The organism is Streptomyces sp. NPDC014891 (genome assembly GCF_043081085.1).
Lineage (GTDB): Bacteria > Actinomycetota > Actinomycetes > Streptomycetales > Streptomycetaceae > Streptomyces.
In genome coordinates this window covers 199,324-213,998 of record NZ_JBIBWF010000008.1, presented here as the reverse complement: position 1 = coordinate 213,998, position 14,675 = coordinate 199,324, and the positions used below count along the sequence as shown (strand labels likewise).

13 protein-coding genes are annotated in these 14,675 nt (G+C 73.4%); all 13 read right to left on the bottom strand.

Annotation, left to right across the window (positions count from 1 at the left end; all coding sequences use genetic code 11):
• Positions 1–21 precede the first annotated feature (21 nt).
• Positions 22–684, bottom strand: a complete 663-nt coding sequence (locus tag ACF09E_RS23660) for a response regulator transcription factor (protein WP_361856555.1) — start codon at positions 682–684, stop codon at positions 22–24.
• Entirely contained in the window at positions 681–1,994 is a 1,314-nt protein-coding gene (locus ACF09E_RS23655; protein WP_392206885.1) for a sensor histidine kinase, read from the bottom strand. The genes ACF09E_RS23660 and ACF09E_RS23655 overlap by 4 nt, the downstream gene beginning before the upstream one ends.
• Before the next feature lie 86 nt (positions 1,995–2,080).
• Entirely contained in the window at positions 2,081–4,303 is a 2,223-nt protein-coding gene (locus ACF09E_RS23650; protein ID WP_392206884.1) for an FG-GAP repeat domain-containing protein, read from the bottom strand.
• A gap of 92 nt (positions 4,304–4,395) precedes the next feature.
• Positions 4,396–5,265, bottom strand: coding sequence for an alpha/beta hydrolase (locus tag ACF09E_RS23645; protein ID WP_392206883.1), 870 nt, complete (start codon positions 5,263–5,265; stop codon positions 4,396–4,398).
• Positions 5,266–5,379: 114 nt separating this feature from the next.
• A complete protein-coding gene (kynU, locus tag ACF09E_RS23640; RefSeq protein ID WP_392207090.1) occupies positions 5,380–6,633 on the bottom strand; it encodes a kynureninase in 1,254 nt (417 codons plus the stop codon).
• A 43-nt stretch (positions 6,634–6,676) separates the two neighbouring features.
• The gene (locus ACF09E_RS23635; protein ID WP_388801666.1) at positions 6,677–7,537 is read right to left on the bottom strand and encodes a tryptophan 2,3-dioxygenase family protein; all 861 of its coding nucleotides are present in this window, start codon (positions 7,535–7,537) and stop codon (positions 6,677–6,679) included.
• A 119-nt stretch (positions 7,538–7,656) separates the two neighbouring features.
• Entirely contained in the window at positions 7,657–8,583 is a 927-nt protein-coding gene (locus tag ACF09E_RS23630; protein WP_392206882.1) for a DUF3152 domain-containing protein, read from the bottom strand.
• Positions 8,584–8,694: 111 nt separating this feature from the next.
• A complete protein-coding gene (locus tag ACF09E_RS23625) occupies positions 8,695–9,108 on the bottom strand; it encodes a DUF3151 domain-containing protein (protein ID WP_361856576.1) in 414 nt (137 codons plus the stop codon).
• 57 nt (positions 9,109–9,165) lie between these two features.
• Positions 9,166–10,620: an MFS transporter gene (locus tag ACF09E_RS23620; protein ID WP_392206881.1), complete on the bottom strand. Its 1,455-nt coding sequence runs from the start codon at positions 10,618–10,620 to the stop codon at positions 9,166–9,168.
• 185 nt (positions 10,621–10,805) lie between these two features.
• The gene (locus ACF09E_RS23615) at positions 10,806–11,993 is read right to left on the bottom strand and encodes a MalY/PatB family protein (RefSeq protein WP_392206880.1); all 1,188 of its coding nucleotides are present in this window, start codon (positions 11,991–11,993) and stop codon (positions 10,806–10,808) included.
• Positions 11,994–12,079: 86 nt separating this feature from the next.
• Positions 12,080–13,102: a class II fructose-bisphosphate aldolase gene (gene fbaA, locus ACF09E_RS23610; protein WP_187621791.1), complete on the bottom strand. Its 1,023-nt coding sequence runs from the start codon at positions 13,100–13,102 to the stop codon at positions 12,080–12,082.
• A 222-nt stretch (positions 13,103–13,324) separates the two neighbouring features.
• Positions 13,325–13,864: an orotate phosphoribosyltransferase gene (gene pyrE, locus ACF09E_RS23605; protein WP_209495598.1), complete on the bottom strand. Its 540-nt coding sequence runs from the start codon at positions 13,862–13,864 to the stop codon at positions 13,325–13,327.
• A 23-nt stretch (positions 13,865–13,887) separates the two neighbouring features.
• Positions 13,888–14,673, bottom strand: a complete 786-nt coding sequence (locus tag ACF09E_RS23600; protein WP_392207087.1) for an aldose 1-epimerase — start codon at positions 14,671–14,673, stop codon at positions 13,888–13,890.
• Between the last annotated feature and the right edge of the window lie 2 nt (positions 14,674–14,675).

The window sequence follows — 14,675 nt, the reverse complement described above, 5'->3', positions numbered from 1 at the left end:
CCCCGCGCCTCCTGGGGCTTCCTAGCCGCCGACGCGGACCAGGCCCGCCTCGTAGGCGAAGACCGCCGCCTGCGTGCGGTCCCGGAGTCCCAGCTTCACCAGGATGCGGCTCACGTGCGTCTTGATCGTCGACTCGGCGACCACGAGGTGCTCGGCGATCTCGGAGTTCGACAGGCCCTGCGCGATCAGCACCAGGACCTCCGTCTCCCGTTCCGTCAGCTCCCCTATCTGCGCCATCGCGGGCGGGCGGGGGGAGCTTCCCGGGGCCTTCGCGAACTCGTTGATGAGCCGCTTGGTGACGGTCGGCGCGAGCAGCGCCTCGCCCGCCGCGACGACCCGCACCCCGTCGGCGAGCTGCCGGGCGGAGGCGTCCTTGAGCAGGAAGCCGGAGGCTCCGGCGCGCAGCGCCTGGTAGACGTACTCGTCGAGGTCGAAGGTGGTCAGGACGAGCACCTTCGCCTCCGCGTCGGCGGCGACGATCTCCCGGGTGGCGTCGATGCCGTTCAGCTCGGGCATCCGGATGTCCATGAGGACCACGTCGGGGTGGAGGGCGGCGACCTGTGCGACGGCCTCCCGGCCGTTGACGGCCTCGCCGACGACCTCGATGTCGGGCATCGCGCCGAGCAGCACGGAGAAGCCCTCGCGGACCATCACCTGGTCGTCGACGATCAGGACGCGGATCACTGGTCACTCTCCTCGCGGTTCACGGGGACGAAGGCCGTCACCTCGTAGCCACCGTCCTCGGTCGCCTCGGCCGTCATCTCCCCGCCCAGCATCGTCACACGCTCCCGCATGCCCGTGATGCCGTGGCCGGCGCCCGGGGAGGGCTTCACGAGCCCGCGCGCCGGACCGTTGGCGACGCGCAGGCCCAGCCCGCCGAGGACATAGCTGACCTCGACCTTCGCGGCGGCGCCCGGCGCGTGCCGCAGCACGTTCGACAGGGCCTCCTGGACGATCCGGTAGGCGGAGAGCTCCACGCCCTGGGGCAGCTCGCGCACGGCGCCGGTCACCGTCTTCTCGACGACGAGCCCGGCCTCCTGCACGTTGCGGACGAGGGAGTCGAGGTCGGCGAGGGTGGGCTGCGGGGCGTCGGGGGCCTCGTAGTCCTCGGCGCGGACGACGCCGAGGATGCGGCGGAGCTCGGTGAGCGCGGCGACCGCGTTCTCACGGATGGTGAGGAAGGCCTGCTCCAGCTCCGGCGGCGGGTTCTCGACCCGGTAGGGGGCGGCCTCGGCCTGGATGGCGACCACCGACATGTGGTGGGCGACGACGTCGTGCAGCTCGCGGGCGATGGTGGTGCGCTCCTCCAGGAGGGTCCGCCGGGAGCGCTCCTGCGCGGTGACGGTCTGCTGGGCGGTGACCTCGCGGTCGGCCTGGCGGCGGACCTGGAGGACGGTGACGAAGAGCAGGAGGAGGGCGGCGACGAAGAGCAGCGGGACGGAGTCGGAGCTGCGTCCCACCCCGAGCGCCATCTCGGTGAAGAGGCAGAAGGCGGCCGTCACGAGCCACATCCAGGCCGCGGTCCGGGGCCGGGTGCGGGCGGCGACGACGCCGAGGACCACCAGGTGGGAGAAGAAGGTGATGTGCGACCAGGGCCAGCCCGCGTCGAAGCCGGTGAGGTAGCCGATGACCGGCGCGGAGACCAGCGAGGCCCAGAAGGCGAGGACGGGCCGCACCAGGGTGAGGAGCACGATGGCGGGCGGGACGCACGCCACGAGCAGCGCCAGCGGCGCGAAGCCGGCGTCGAACTCCTCGTACGCCATGGCGAACACGATCAGGGCGAGGAAGCCGACGACGGCGTGCGGGAACAGGCCGAGGTGGGGGCGTATCCCCTTGGGCACGAAGCGCGCCACCTTGGGGTTCACCGCGATCGGCTGGAGCGGCCGGTAGGCCGACGCGTCACGGAAGAGTTCCTGCCGCAGCCCGCCGAGGACGACCTGGACCAGGTGGAACTCGGGGGCGCGACTCGTCTCGGGGGTCTGTGTCTGGGTCACCCGGACAACGGTACGGGCGGCGGGGAACCCGGTCGTCCCGCTCGATGCGGATCCTTCCGGGTCCCCCTTGAGGATGAGGCGGGTCCTCAGACCACGCTGGTGAAGGTGCTGCCCTGGCCCTGGTACAGGTCCGTGGTCAGGCGGGTGAAGGGGGCGGTGGCGGAGCCCGTGGAGTGGTAGACGTACGTGCCGCCCGCCCCGTACGCGATCAGGTCGGGGCGGCCGTCGGCGTCGACGTCGCCGGCGCCGACCAGCTGGGAGAAGGCGCCCCAGCCGCCGCCGACCTTCACCCGGCCCGCGAACGTGCCGTCGCCCTTGCCCTGGTAGAGCCAGAGGACCCCGGTGGTGTCGCGGGCGACGAGGTCGCCGGCGGCCGAGCCGGCGATGTTCCCGACGGCGGTCAGCTGGTTGTAGACGTCCCAGCCGCCGCCCACGCGGGCGCGGGTCGCGAACGGCTTCGCGGCCTCGCCCGTGCCCTTGTAGAACCACAGCACGCCGGAGGTGTCCGTGGCGAGGAGGTCGGTGCGGCCGTCGCCGTCGAGGTCCGAGCCGCCGGTGAGCTTGTTGTAGACGCCCCAGCCGCCGCCGACCTTCACCCGGCCCGCGAAGGTGCCGTCGCCCTTGCCGAGGTAGTGCCAGAGCACGCCCGTGCCGTCGAGGGCGACGAGGTCGCCGACCTCGTCGCCCGCGAGGTCGCCGACGGCCTCGATCTGCTTGTACGTGTTCCACCCGGCGCCGACCCGGGCGCGCCCGGCGGTCTCGACGCGGCCGTCCACCGGGCGGTCCCGCAGGTCGTCGCGCCAGAGCACGCCGGCGGCGTCCCGGGCGAGGACGTCGGTGGAGCCGTTGTTCGTGTAGTCGTGCGTGTTGACCGTGCGGACGACGTCCATGCGCCAGCCCTGGTAGACCGGGTCTCCGGTGCCGTCGAGCAGCATCGCCTCGGCCTCGACCGCGTACGAGCCGTTCGGCGCGTCCGCCCCGTCGATGACGGCGTCCCAGGTGAAGGTGAAACGGTTGCCCTCGGCAGGGGCGTACACGCGGGTGCGGTAGACCTGCTCCGTGAGCATGTGCGTCAGGGTGACGTCCACGTAGGCCTCGCGGTGCGACAGGGTCCAGCCCAGCGTGACCTGGCCGCGGGTCTGGTCGAGGTTCACCCGGTCGGGGACGTGGACCTGCTCGATCTCCAGGTCGACCAGCGGGGCCTCGTCGGCCGTCTTGGTGACCTTCGGGGTGCCGTCCTCCGCGATCTCGACCCGGAACAGTCCCTTGCCGTCCGCGGCCGTCGCTCCGCGCACCACGCCGGTGCCGTCGCCGGGCGACCCCGCGCCGGTGCCGGAGTCCATGAGCCGCCGGGTCTCGCCGGTGGCCAGGGAGACGGCCCGGACGGGGTTGGAGGGGTTGCCGTAGACCAGCCAGTCGCCGACGAGCGTGGAGAACCACTCGCCGTCGTGAGCGCCCAGAACGGTCCGCTTCTCCTGCCGGGTGGCGCGGTCGACGGACGCGATGTACCCGCCGGTGCCGGCCTCGTAGGCGTACCAGGTCACGTAGTCGGCGTTGAACTCCAGGCCGCCGAAGCCGTATCCGGACTCGGGGGAGGCATAGGTCTCGACGGCCTGGCCGGCCGCCAGGTCGATCACGGCCCGGCCGCCGGTCCGGGCGCCCTGCGGTCCGGTCTCGTAGCCGACGAGGACGGAGCCGTCGTGGGCCGTGGAGCCGAAGTAGTCGGTGGCGCCGGCCGGCAGTCCCGCGATCTTGCGGCTGCTGGTGGTGGTGCCGTCCTTGGTCACGACGTGGAGCTCGGACTGGCCGACCGCGTTCGTGATCTGCGCGAGGACGCTCGTCGGGCTCAGCACGGCCACGTAGCTGCCGTTCAGCGCGCCGAGGTCGATGGTGACGCCCGGGGCGGCGGGTGTGGCCATGTTCCGCAGGGTGAGCGACCGCATCTCGGCCGTCCAGTTGGCGTCGCCGAGGACGACCACGTCCCCGGCCCCGATGGTCCAGCCGCCGTGCTCGGGCGTCTGGAGGGAGGTCGCGGCGCCGCCGTCGTACGGGGTCCAGAGCAGCTTCCTCGTGGTGTCCTCGGCGAAGGAGTAGGTGAGGAAACCGGAGGTGCCCAGGCCCGCGAGGTCCATGCCCTCCGGGTAGACGGGAAGGACGGCGTCGTTCTGCTGGGCCGGTGCCGCGACCGCGGCCGGGGCTGCCGCGAGGGCCGCCGGTGCGGTGGCCAGGGTGCCGGCGCCGAGGGCGGTGACGGCGAGGACGACCGTGACGGCCGTGCCGAGGCGGGTGCCGGTGGAACGGAGCTGCAAGGTGAAACCCCCCACGAGGATGAGCGGGCACGGGAGTGCCGTGCCCGCTCAGACCCCCCACCCCGTCGAATGGTTGTACGGATGTGCGGGGCTCACCAGGCCAGTTGGGCGATCTCCTCCGCCACCACCGCGCACGCGTCGGCCGCCGGGTCGATCAGCGGGAAGTGGCCGACCTCCTCCAGGAGCGTCACGCCGACCGTCTCGCCCGCCTGCGCGGCCGCGTCGGCGTAGGCGTCGGCGACGGCGTACGGCACGTCGACGTCCGTACGGCCCTGGACGACGGTGGTCGCGATCCCGGTCGGCAGCAGCACCGCGGGGTCGGTGTGGGCCGCCCGCTCCTCGTACGAGGAGGCGCCGCCGAGCAGTTCGGCGACCGCGCCGCCGCACACCCCCAGCTCGGTCGCGCGGCCGAAGTGGGCGATCGGCGCGAGGGCGACGACCCCGCGCAGCGCCGGCGGGGCGGGCAGCCGCCACGGGGAGCCGGGCGGCAGCACGTGCCGGGCGGCGGCCCAGAGGGCGAGCTGGCCGCCCGCCGAGTGACCGGTGAGGACGATCCGGCCGACGTCGGCCTGCGGCAGGTGCGCGGTGGCGAGTCCGGGCAGGGCGTCGAGCGCGGCCGCCACGTCGTCGAAGGTCTCGGGCCAGCGCCCGGCGACCGGGGCGGCACCACCCTGCCGGGGGATGTCGCTGCCGCGCCGGTACTCGACGTTGGCCACGGCGAAGCCGCGCCGGGCCAGGTAGTCCACGAACGGGGTCAGGTGCTGCCGGTCGTACGGTGCCCGCCACGCCCCGCCGTGGAGCGCGACGACGAGCGGCGCCCGGGTCCGCCCGTCGCGCGGGGCGTAGAAGTCGATCACCTGGTCCGGGTGCCCGCCGTACGCGGCGGAGGCGTCCGGGGGGACGGCCGGGTGCGAGAAGGCCGACGCCTCTTCGGCGGCCGCGCGCGCGGCGGGATCCGGCATGCTGTTCCACCCTCTCGGATACGCGGCCGACTCGGCCTGACCTGCGGGGACGGTACCAGCACCGGAGCCCCCGCAGATCAGGCGATCATCGGACGGTACGCGGCCGCCGGAGCCTCAGGCGGACAGGTCCGCCAGCACCTCGGAGAGGACCCGCGCCGCCCGCTCCGCGTCCGCGAAGCCGACGTACAGCGGGGTGAAGCCGAAGCGCAGGATGTCGGGGCGGCGCAGATCGCCGACGACCCCCCGCTCGATCAGCTCGGCCATCACGGCGGGCGCGTTCGCGCAGGCGAGCGCGGCCTGACTGCCGCGCTCCGCGTGCGCCTCCGGCGTCACCGAGGTGACGCGGCCCGCCGGGACGTAGGCGCGCACGCACTCCAGGAAGAAGTCCGTCAGCGCCAGCGACTTGGCCCGCACGACCTCGACGTCGACCCCGTCCCAGACGTCGAGCGCCGCCTCCAGCGCCAGCATCGAGAGGATGTCGGGCGTCCCGACCCGGCCCCGCACGGCGCCCGCGGCCGCCTCGTACCCGGGGGTCATCGCGAACGGGTCGCTGTGCGAGTTCCAGCCGGGCAGCGGCGAGTCGAAGGAGGCCTGGTGGCGCTCGGCGACGTACAGGTAGGCCGGCGAACCGGGCCCGCCGTTCAGGTACTTGTACGTGCAGCCGACCGCCAGGTCGACCCCGTGCGCGTCGAGCCCGACCGGCAGGGCGCCCGCGCTGTGGCACAGGTCCCAGACGGCGAGCGCGCCCGCCGCGTGCAGCGCGGCCGTGATGCCGGGCAGGTCGTGCCGCCGGCCGCTGCGGTAGTCGACGTGGTTGACGAGCGCGGCGGCCGTCCGCGGGCCGGCCGCCGCGGCCATGCCGGCCGGGTCGACGGGCACGATCCGGTGACCGGTCATCCGCGCCGCGGACTCCGCGATGTACCCGTCCGTGGGAAAGGTCGTCGCGTCGACGAGGATCTCGTCGCGGTCGCCTTCGCTCAGCCGGGCCGCCGCGACGACCGCCTTGAAGACGTTCACGCTGGTCGAGTCGCCGACCACGATCTGGCCCGGGGCGGCACCGACGATCGGGGCGATCCGGTCGCCGATCCGCTCCGGCGCGGTCCACCAGCCGGACTCGCCCCAGGAGCGGATCCGCAGTTCGCCCCACTCGCGGGTGATGACGTCGGCCATCCGGGCGGGGACGTGGGCGGGCAGCGCGCCGAGCGAGTTGCCGTCGAGGTAGACGGTCCCGGCGTCGAGGGCGAACTTCTCCCGGTGCCCGCCGAGTTCGTCGGCGGCGTCGAGGGCGCGCGCCCGCTGGGCGAGGTCGGTCGTCACGTCGTCGGTCGTCACACCGGTCGGCACGCCGGTCGTCACCTCGCTCGTCATGTCGGTCGGCACGCCGGTCGTCTCGTCGGTCGTCACCTCGGTCTCAGACATGGCTGCGCGCCGTCCACAGCTCGGGGAAGACGTTCTTCTGGGCCCGCTTCTCCAGCCAGGCCACGCCGGCGGAACCGCCGGTGCCGGTCTTGGAGCCCATCGCGCGGCGGGTCGCCACCAGGTGGTCGTTGCGCCAGCGCCAGACCAGTTCGGCGACGTCGCTGAGCGCCTCGCCGAGCCGCACGAGTTCGCCGTTCTGGTCGGACTCGGCGTAGATCCCGGCCCAGACCGCCTCGACCTCGGCGGAGGGCTCGTACCGCTGCGCCAGGTCGCGGCCGAGGACGGCGGCCGGCACGGGCAGGCCGCGGCGGGCGAGCAGCCCCAGGACCTCGTCGTACAGGCTCGGCTCGGTCAGCGCCTTCTCCAGCTCGGCGTGGACGCGGGGCGCGCCCCGGTGCGGGACGAGCATGGACGCGGACTTCTCGCCCAGCAGGAACTCCATCCGCCGGTACATCGCGGACTGGAAGCCGGAGCCCTCGCCGAGGGCGGCCCGGTAGGCGTTGAACTGGGCGGGGGTGAGCTGGGCGAGCGGCCGCCACGAGTGGTTGAGCGCCTCCAGCTCGCGCACGGAGCGCTTGAGCGCGTCCATGGCGACGGGGACGCGGTCCTCGCGCAGGGCGCGGCTCGCCGTCTCCCACTCGTGGACGATCACCGTGAACCACAGCTCCATGACCTGGGTGGTGACCAGGAAGACCATCTCGCCGGGGTCGTCCGAGCGGAGGTGCTGGAGATGGGTGAGGACGTCCGCCTGGACGTAGTCCTCGTAGGGCGTCGTGCCGGCGAAGTCGAGGTTCGGGGCGGCGGTGGCGGCCGAACCTGCTCCGGAATCGGGAGAACCCGGGGAGAGTGACATTGCTGTCTCCTCGATGCGAACTACCGGGTAGCGGTCTGCTCCACCGCACGCACGTCGAGTGCCACGGGAGCCCCGGTCCCCTCGGGAGGCGGGCTTCGTCGCGCGCCGTCCCAAGCGCATCATGACACGATCGGCCCGGTGATGTAGCTCCCGTCTTCGTCATACGGAAATGCGTTCGACCTGCATCCGTCGAGGCCCTTGATCTGCTGCATCATCGCCGGCGCGAGCCTGCCCGGTCCCGGGCAGCCCATGTGCTGCCGGATGCCGATCTCGTGCCCGACCTCGTGGTTGACGATCAGGTGCCGGTACTCGGCGGGCTCACCCGCGAAGGTCGGCGAGCCCAGCATCCACCGTCTGAGGTTCACCACGACCCCGTCGGTGGTCTCGCAGTTCAGCTCGCCCCCCGTGTCCAGGCCCTGCCGCAGGCAGAGCGCGTCGGCCGTGTCCGGGGTGGCGATCCGGATGACGAAGTCCGCCTCCCCCTCCGCGACCAGCTGGAAGCGGCCCCGGCCGTGCGCGGCCCAGCCGCGCGGATGCGCCAGGATCCGCTGGATCTCGGCGGCCGTCTCGCGCGCCGACAGCGCGATGCCCTTCTCGACCTGCACCCGGTAGCGGCGCAGCTCGCCGCCCTCGCCGACCGGAGCGCCGGAGGCGTCCGCGGTGACGAAGGTCCCGGCACCCGACCTCGGCACGGCGGGCGGCTCCTTCGGGTCCGCCTTCGACGCGGGCGGCTTCCCGGTGCTCGCCCTCGGTCGCGGCGGCGGGGTCGTCGCCCTCGGTTCCGGCGGCGGTTCCGGCCGTGCCGTCGTGGGCCGGGGTGCGGGCGCGGACGACCTCGGCAGCGGGCTCACGGTGGTCTCCACCGGCACCGGAGTGGCCGCCGGGGCCGCCGCGACCTCGACGGGCGGGCCGTGGAAGTGGGCGAGGGCGACTCCCGCGCCGAGCGAGCCCGTCACCAGGACCAGCACCGGCAGCGCGAACCCGCGTCCGGACCTGCGTCTCCCGCGGGTGCGTCGCCGTCCGGCGGTCACGCCTCGCTTGCCCACGACAGACTCCCCCCTCGGGCCCTGCGGTCCCGGGGATCGTACCGGCGAATCGAACGCCCTTTCACCCGTACGGGCGAAAGGGCGTGCGTCGGGTACGAGGGTCGGGGAGCGTCAGCCGAGCGTCTCCGCCGCGGTCTCCGAGGAGTCCCGCAGGAAGGTCGTGCAGCGCTCGTACTCGTCCTTCTCGCCGATCTCGCCGGCCGCGCGGGCGAGCGAGTGCAGGGCGCGCAGGAAGCCGCGGTTCGGCTCGTGCTCCCACGGCACCGGGCCGTGGCCCTTCCAGCCGTTGCGGCGCAGCGCGTCGAGGCCGCGGTGGTAGCCGGTACGGGCGTAGGCGTACGACTCGACGACCGAACCGCGCTCGTACGCGTCGTCGGCGAGCTGGGCCCAGGCGAGCGAGGAGGTCGGGTACTTCGCGGCGACGTCCGCCGGCGCGGCACCGCTCGCGAGCAGGTCGCGCGGACCCGGGTCGTCGGGCAGGTGGGTGGGGGCCGGTCCCCCCAGCAGGTTCTCATGCATGGCCATGGGGCCAGTCTGCCTCAGTCCCGCCGGCCCCAGGGCCCGCGGCGGACGGCGGGCAGCTCAGGCCGACGTGTCCGACCGCCCCGGGTCGAGCGGCGGGGCGGACACCCCGCAGTGCACCTTGCACTCCGGGTGGCAGCCCGCGGCCGGCGGCGTCCGCATCGTCGTCCAGGCCAGCACCGCGCCGACCACCAGGATCCCCGCGCACATCGGCATCGCCCGCCGGAACGTCGCCCCGAACTCCTCCGCCGACAGATACGCCCCCGGCCCCATCCCGGCCAGCATCGGCAGCGCGGCCACCGCGAGCAGCCCGGCGGCCCGCGCGGCCGCGTTGTTGATGCCGCTGGCCAGACCCGCCCGGGACACGTCCACCGAGGCGAGGACGGTCGCGGTCAGCGGCGCCACCAGGGCCGTCATCCCGAGGCCCAGCACCAGCAGGGCCGGCAGCACGTCCCGGACGTACGAGGCGTCCGCACCGACCCGCAGCATCAGGAGCATCCCCGCGGCGCACAGCAGCGGGCCCACCGTGAGCGGGATCCGGGGGCCGATCCGCTCCCCCAGCTCCCCCGACCTCGCCGACAGCAGCAGCATCAGGACGGTGGTGGGCAGCAGGGCGGTACCGGCGCCGAGCGCCGAGTAGCCGGCCACCACCTGGAGCTGGAGCGCGGCCAGGAAGAAGAAGCCGCCGAACGCGGCGTACACGCACAGCGTGACCAGGTTGACCGCGGTGAACATCCGCGACGCGAAGATCGACGGCGGCACCATCGCGCGCTCGCCGCGCCGCCGCTCCACGACCACGAACCAGGCGCCGACGAGGACCCCGGCCGCCCCGGCCCACCAGGCCTCGCCGATCAGCGCATAGGTCACGAGCGCGAGGGCCGCGGCGCCGAGCACCGCGCCGAGCACGTCGAAGCGCCCGTGCGCGGTCTCGTCGCGCGATTCGGGGACGTGCCGCAGCGCCACCGGGACGCAGAGCGCGGCGAGCGGCACGTTCAGCAGGAAGACCCACCGCCAGCCCGGCCCGTCCACCAGCCAGCCGCCGACGAACGGCCCGATCGCCGCCCCCACGCCGCCGAAGCCGGACCACAGCCCGACCGCCCTGGCCCGGTCGTCCTCGTGGAAGCTCGCCTGGATCAGCGCCAGGGACCCGGGGGTCAGCAGCGCCCCGCCCACGCCCTGGAGGGCGCGGGCGGCGATGAGCACCCCGGCGTTCGGGGCCAGCCCGCACAGGAGCGAGGCGAGCGCGAACCACACGACGCCGATCACGAAGACCCGGCGCCGGCCGAACCGGTCGCCCAGCGATCCGCCGAGCAGGATCAGACCCGCCAGGGTGAGCATGTAGGCGTTCACCGTCCACTGGAGGACGGCCAGGTCGGCATCGAGATCGGCACCGATGTGCGGCAGGGCCACGTTGACGACGGTGGAGTCGAGCAGCGCCATGCCGGAGCCGAGGACGGTCGTGAACACGATCCATCTCCCGGCCCCCGATGCCATCCGCACATCGCGCACGCCCATGCCAGCCATCGTCCTCGCGGAGACGGCCGCCTGCACCCCGGTGCGCGCATCCGCGCGGGGCGGCCCGCCCGCACGGGGCGGCACCCGGCCTCCGCGGCGGGCCGTACGCGACCGCGGGCCGCCCCGCGCGGCGGGCGGCGCTCCGTACCCGGCTCGACCCGCCCCCTCGGCCGCCGGCGTCCGCGTCAGGCGGTACGCAGCCGTCCCGCCGCCCGGACCAGCGCGGCCACGCCCCGCTCGGCCTTCGCCCGCGGGCAGCCCACGTTCAGCCGGACGAAGCCGGGCGTGCCGTACACCCCGCCCGGCATGATCGCGACCTTCTCGACTCTGATCAGCTCCTCCTGCAGCCGGGTCTCCTCGATGCCGAGGGGCCGCAGGTCGATCCAGGCGAGGTAGCCCGCCTGCGGAGGCGCCCAGTCGACTCCGGGAAGGCCGTCGGCGAGCTGCTCCCGGACCGTGCTCATCGTGCCCGCCACATAGGCCCGCAGTGCGTCCAGCCAGGCCGCGCCCTGCCGGTAGGCGGCGATGTGCGCGGTCAGCGAGAGCACCGCGGGGGAGGCGAGCCCCTCCCCGGTCTCCATGCGCCGGACGAAGGCCTCGCGTTCGTCGGGGTCGCCGATGATCCCGTACGAGCCCGAGAGCGCGGGGAAGTTGAAGGCCTTGGTGCCCGAGGTGATCAGCGCCCAGCGGCGGCCCCGGCCCCGCTCGGCGATCCGGGTCCACGGGACGTGCCGCAGGCCCTCGACGGTGAGGTCGGCGTGGATCTCGTCGCTGACGACGGCCGCGCCGTGGCGCTCGGCGAGCGCGGCGAACTCCCTGAGCTCGTCCTCCGTCCACACCCGGCCGGTCGGATTGTGCGGGGAGCAGAGCAGCAGCATGGTGCTGTCCGGCCGGGCCAGCTCCCGTTCCAGCGCCTCGGTGTCGCCGACCGGGACACCGCGCAGCTCGCGCCCGAGGCCGGTCACGGCCTTGCGGAAGCCGTCGTAGGTGGGGGTGTGGACGACCACGCCGTCGCCGGGCTCGGTCCACATCCGGAGCAGCTGGGAGAGCTGGTTGAGCACCGACGGCGCGTACACCAGGGAGTCCGGGTCGATCGCGGCGGCGTACCGGGTCGCGTACCAGTGGCGTATCGCCTCGCGGAACTCGCCGAGCCGCCAGTCGGTGTAGCCGAAGACACCGTGGTCGACGCGCTCGCGCAGAGCCGCGAGGACCTCGGGCGGAGAGGCGAAGTCCATGTCGGAGATGGTGAAGGGGAGCAGGTCGGGGACGCCGAAGCGGTCCGCGATCCCGTCCCACTGGACGGACCAGGTCCCCTGCCGGTGCGTCTCCCGGTCGAAGTCGTACGTCGTCACCGCTGCCTCTCCTCCGGACATCCCTCTCCTCCCGACATGCCGAGGGCCCGGCACCCCCGCACCAGGGCGGGGGTACCGGGCCGCTCGTCCAACGCCTGACTCGGCGCTTACTTGAGCTTGGTGCCGGTCGAGCGCAGCGCAGCGCACGCCTCGGTCACGCGGACGGCCATGCCGGCCTCGGCCAGCTTGCCCCAGGTGCGGGGGTCGTAGGTGGACTTGATGCCGACCTCGCCGTCGACCTTCAGGACACCGTCGTAGTTCTTGAACATGTGGTTCGCCACCGGACGCGTGAAGGCGTACTGGGTGTCGGTGTCGAGGTTCATCTTCACGACGCCGTTCTCCAGGGCGGTCGCGATCTCCTCGGCCGTGGAGCCCGAGCCGCCGTGGAAGACGAAGTCGAACGGGGAGGCCTTGCCGTACTTCTCGGCGACGCCGGCCTGGAGGTCCTTGAGGAGCTCCGGGCGGAGGACGACGTTGCCCGGCTTGTAGACGCCGTGCACGTTGCCGAAGGAGGCGGCGAGCAGGTAGCGGCCCTTCTCGCCCAGGCCCAGGGCCTCGGCGGTGCGGAGGGCGTCGTCGACGGTGGTGTACAGCTCGTCGTTGATCTCGTGGCTGACGCCGTCCTCCTCGCCGCCGGTCGGGGTGATCTCGACCTCAAGGATGATCTTGGCGGCGGCGGCCTTCGCGAGCAGCTCCTGGCCGATGGCCAGGTTGTCGGCGAGGGTCTCGGCGGAGCCGTCCCACATGTGCGACTGGAACAGCGGGTTCTCGCCGCGGGCGACGCGCTCGGCGGAGACGTCGAGCAGCGGACGGACATAGCCGTCCAGCTTGTCCTTCGGGCAGTGGTCGGTGTGCAGCGCGACCGTGATGTCGTACTTCGCGGCGACGATGTGCGCGAACTCGGCCAGGGCAACGGCGCCCGTGACCATGTCCTTGTTGTACTGGCCGCCCAGGAACTCGGCTCCGCCGGTCGAGATCTGGATGATGCCGTCGCTCTCGGCCTCAGCGAAACCGCGCAGGGCGGCGTGCAGGGTCTGGGACGAAGTCACGTTGATGGCCGGGTAGGCGAACTTGCCTGCCTTCGCCCGGTCGAGCATCTCGTTGTAGACCTCGGGGGTTGCGATGGGCATTCGTCCGCTCCTTGTGATGTGCGGGGTGTGTGCGTTGCTGTCCCTGACCTGGGGGCGACGTCATCGTCGACGCCCATCCTTCCAGACTCTCCCCCGGGCTCCCACGGGCCCGGCACGCCAAGGGGCGGGGTGTTTCACGTGAAACACCCCGCCCCTTGGTAAAAACGCAGGTCAGGACGGCAATCACCATCGTCCGGGACCTAAGTCACGACTTCGCGGCGGTTACGCCAGGTCGAGATCGGCCAGCTGGTAGCCCGTGAGGTAGGCCAGGCCCGCCCCGGCGATGGCCTCCGCGGCGCCCCGGTCGACGATCGTCGCCACGGCGACGACCTCGCCGCCGGCCTCACGGACGGCCTCCACGGCGGTCAGCGGCGAACCGCCGGTCGTCGAGGTGTCCTCGACGACCAGGCAGCGACGGCCCTTGACGTCGGCGCCCTCGATGCGGCGCTGCATGCCGTGCGCCTTCTGCGCCTTCCGCACCACGAAGGCGTCGAGGCGCTGCCCGCGCGCGGCCGAGGCGTGCAGCATCGAGGTCGCCACCGGGTCGGCGCCCAGGGTCAGACCGCCCACGCAGTCGAAGTCCAGGTCGGCCGTCAGGTCGAGCATGACCTGACCCACCAGCGGCGCGGCCTCGCCGTCCAGCGTGATCCGGCGCAGGTCGATGTAGTAGTCGGCTTCCAGACCCGAGGAGAGGGTCACCTTGCCGTGCACCACGGCCTTGTCCTTGATCTGCTGGAGCAGCTCAGCGCGTACGTCAGTCATGCCCCGAGCTTAAAGGCCGCCGCTCAGAGGCGGCGCCAGCGCCAGGTGCTCTCGACCTCCAGGGGGTCGATCGGGGTGACCAGGCGGGGGAGGGTGTTGAGCCCGTTGGGCGGGCCGGACTGCGGCTCGACGCAGACGGCCTCCTCCTGCTCGTCGTAGATCACGACCCACTCGGCGCGGCTGGTGACCTTCAGCTCCAGCTCCTCCGGCCAGGTGAGGGTGGCGTCGACGCCTCCGGGCATGCCGAAGCAGTCGTCCCAGGGGCCGGGCACGGGGTCGATCCGGCGGCCGGTCGGGAGGTGGTCGTCCCCGCGCTCCTCCTGCCAGGCGGGCGCGAAGTCGAGCACCGCGTCCCGGCCGCCCCGGCCGAGGTTGCGCAGGAACCAGGGGTGCCAGCCCGCCTGGGCCGGGAAGGAGTCGTCGTAGGTCTCCACGCCGAAGCGCAGGGTGAGGGCGTCCTCGGTCAGCTCGAAGACCTGGGTGACCTTGCCCTTGTACGGCCACGGGTCGCCGAGGTCGCAGGTGAGGACCGCCTCGGTCGCGGAGACCCGCGCGGTCTTCCAGGCGAGGTCACGGACGGTGCCGTGGATGGCGTGCGGGGGTGCGTTGACCGGCAGCTGGTGGCTGGTGGCCCCGTTGCGGAAGCGGCCGTTCTCGGTCCGTCCGCACCAGGGCACCATCGGGAAGGCCCCGAACCGCTCGCCCTGGCGCAGCAACTCGATGCCGCCGATGCGCAGGCTCTCGATCCGGCAGCCGTTCTCGGGGGTGATGGTCAACTCGGCGTCGCCCGCCGTCAGTCGCGTCTGCATGC

Coding starts and splice junctions, on each gene's coding strand:
- ACF09E_RS23645 (WP_392206883.1), bottom strand. CDS start 5,265: ATGCCGGATCCCGCCGCGCGCGCGGCCGCCGAAGAGGCGTCGGCCTTC.
- kynU (WP_392207090.1), bottom strand. CDS start 6,633: ATGACGAGCGAGGTGACGACCGGCGTGCCGACCGGTGTGACGACCGAC.
- ACF09E_RS23635 (WP_388801666.1), bottom strand. CDS start 7,537: ATGTCACTCTCCCCGGGTTCTCCCGATTCCGGAGCAGGTTCGGCCGCC.
- ACF09E_RS23625 (WP_361856576.1), bottom strand. CDS start 9,108: ATGGCCATGCATGAGAACCTGCTGGGGGGACCGGCCCCCACCCACCTG.
- ACF09E_RS23620 (WP_392206881.1), bottom strand. CDS start 10,620: ATGGGCGTGCGCGATGTGCGGATGGCATCGGGGGCCGGGAGATGGATC.
- ACF09E_RS23615 (WP_392206880.1), bottom strand. CDS start 11,993: ATGTCCGGAGGAGAGGCAGCGGTGACGACGTACGACTTCGACCGGGAG.
- fbaA (WP_187621791.1), bottom strand. CDS start 13,102: ATGCCCATCGCAACCCCCGAGGTCTACAACGAGATGCTCGACCGGGCG.
- pyrE (WP_209495598.1), bottom strand. CDS start 13,864: ATGACTGACGTACGCGCTGAGCTGCTCCAGCAGATCAAGGACAAGGCC.
- ACF09E_RS23600 (WP_392207087.1), bottom strand. CDS start 14,673: ATGCAGACGCGACTGACGGCGGGCGACGCCGAGTTGACCATCACCCCC.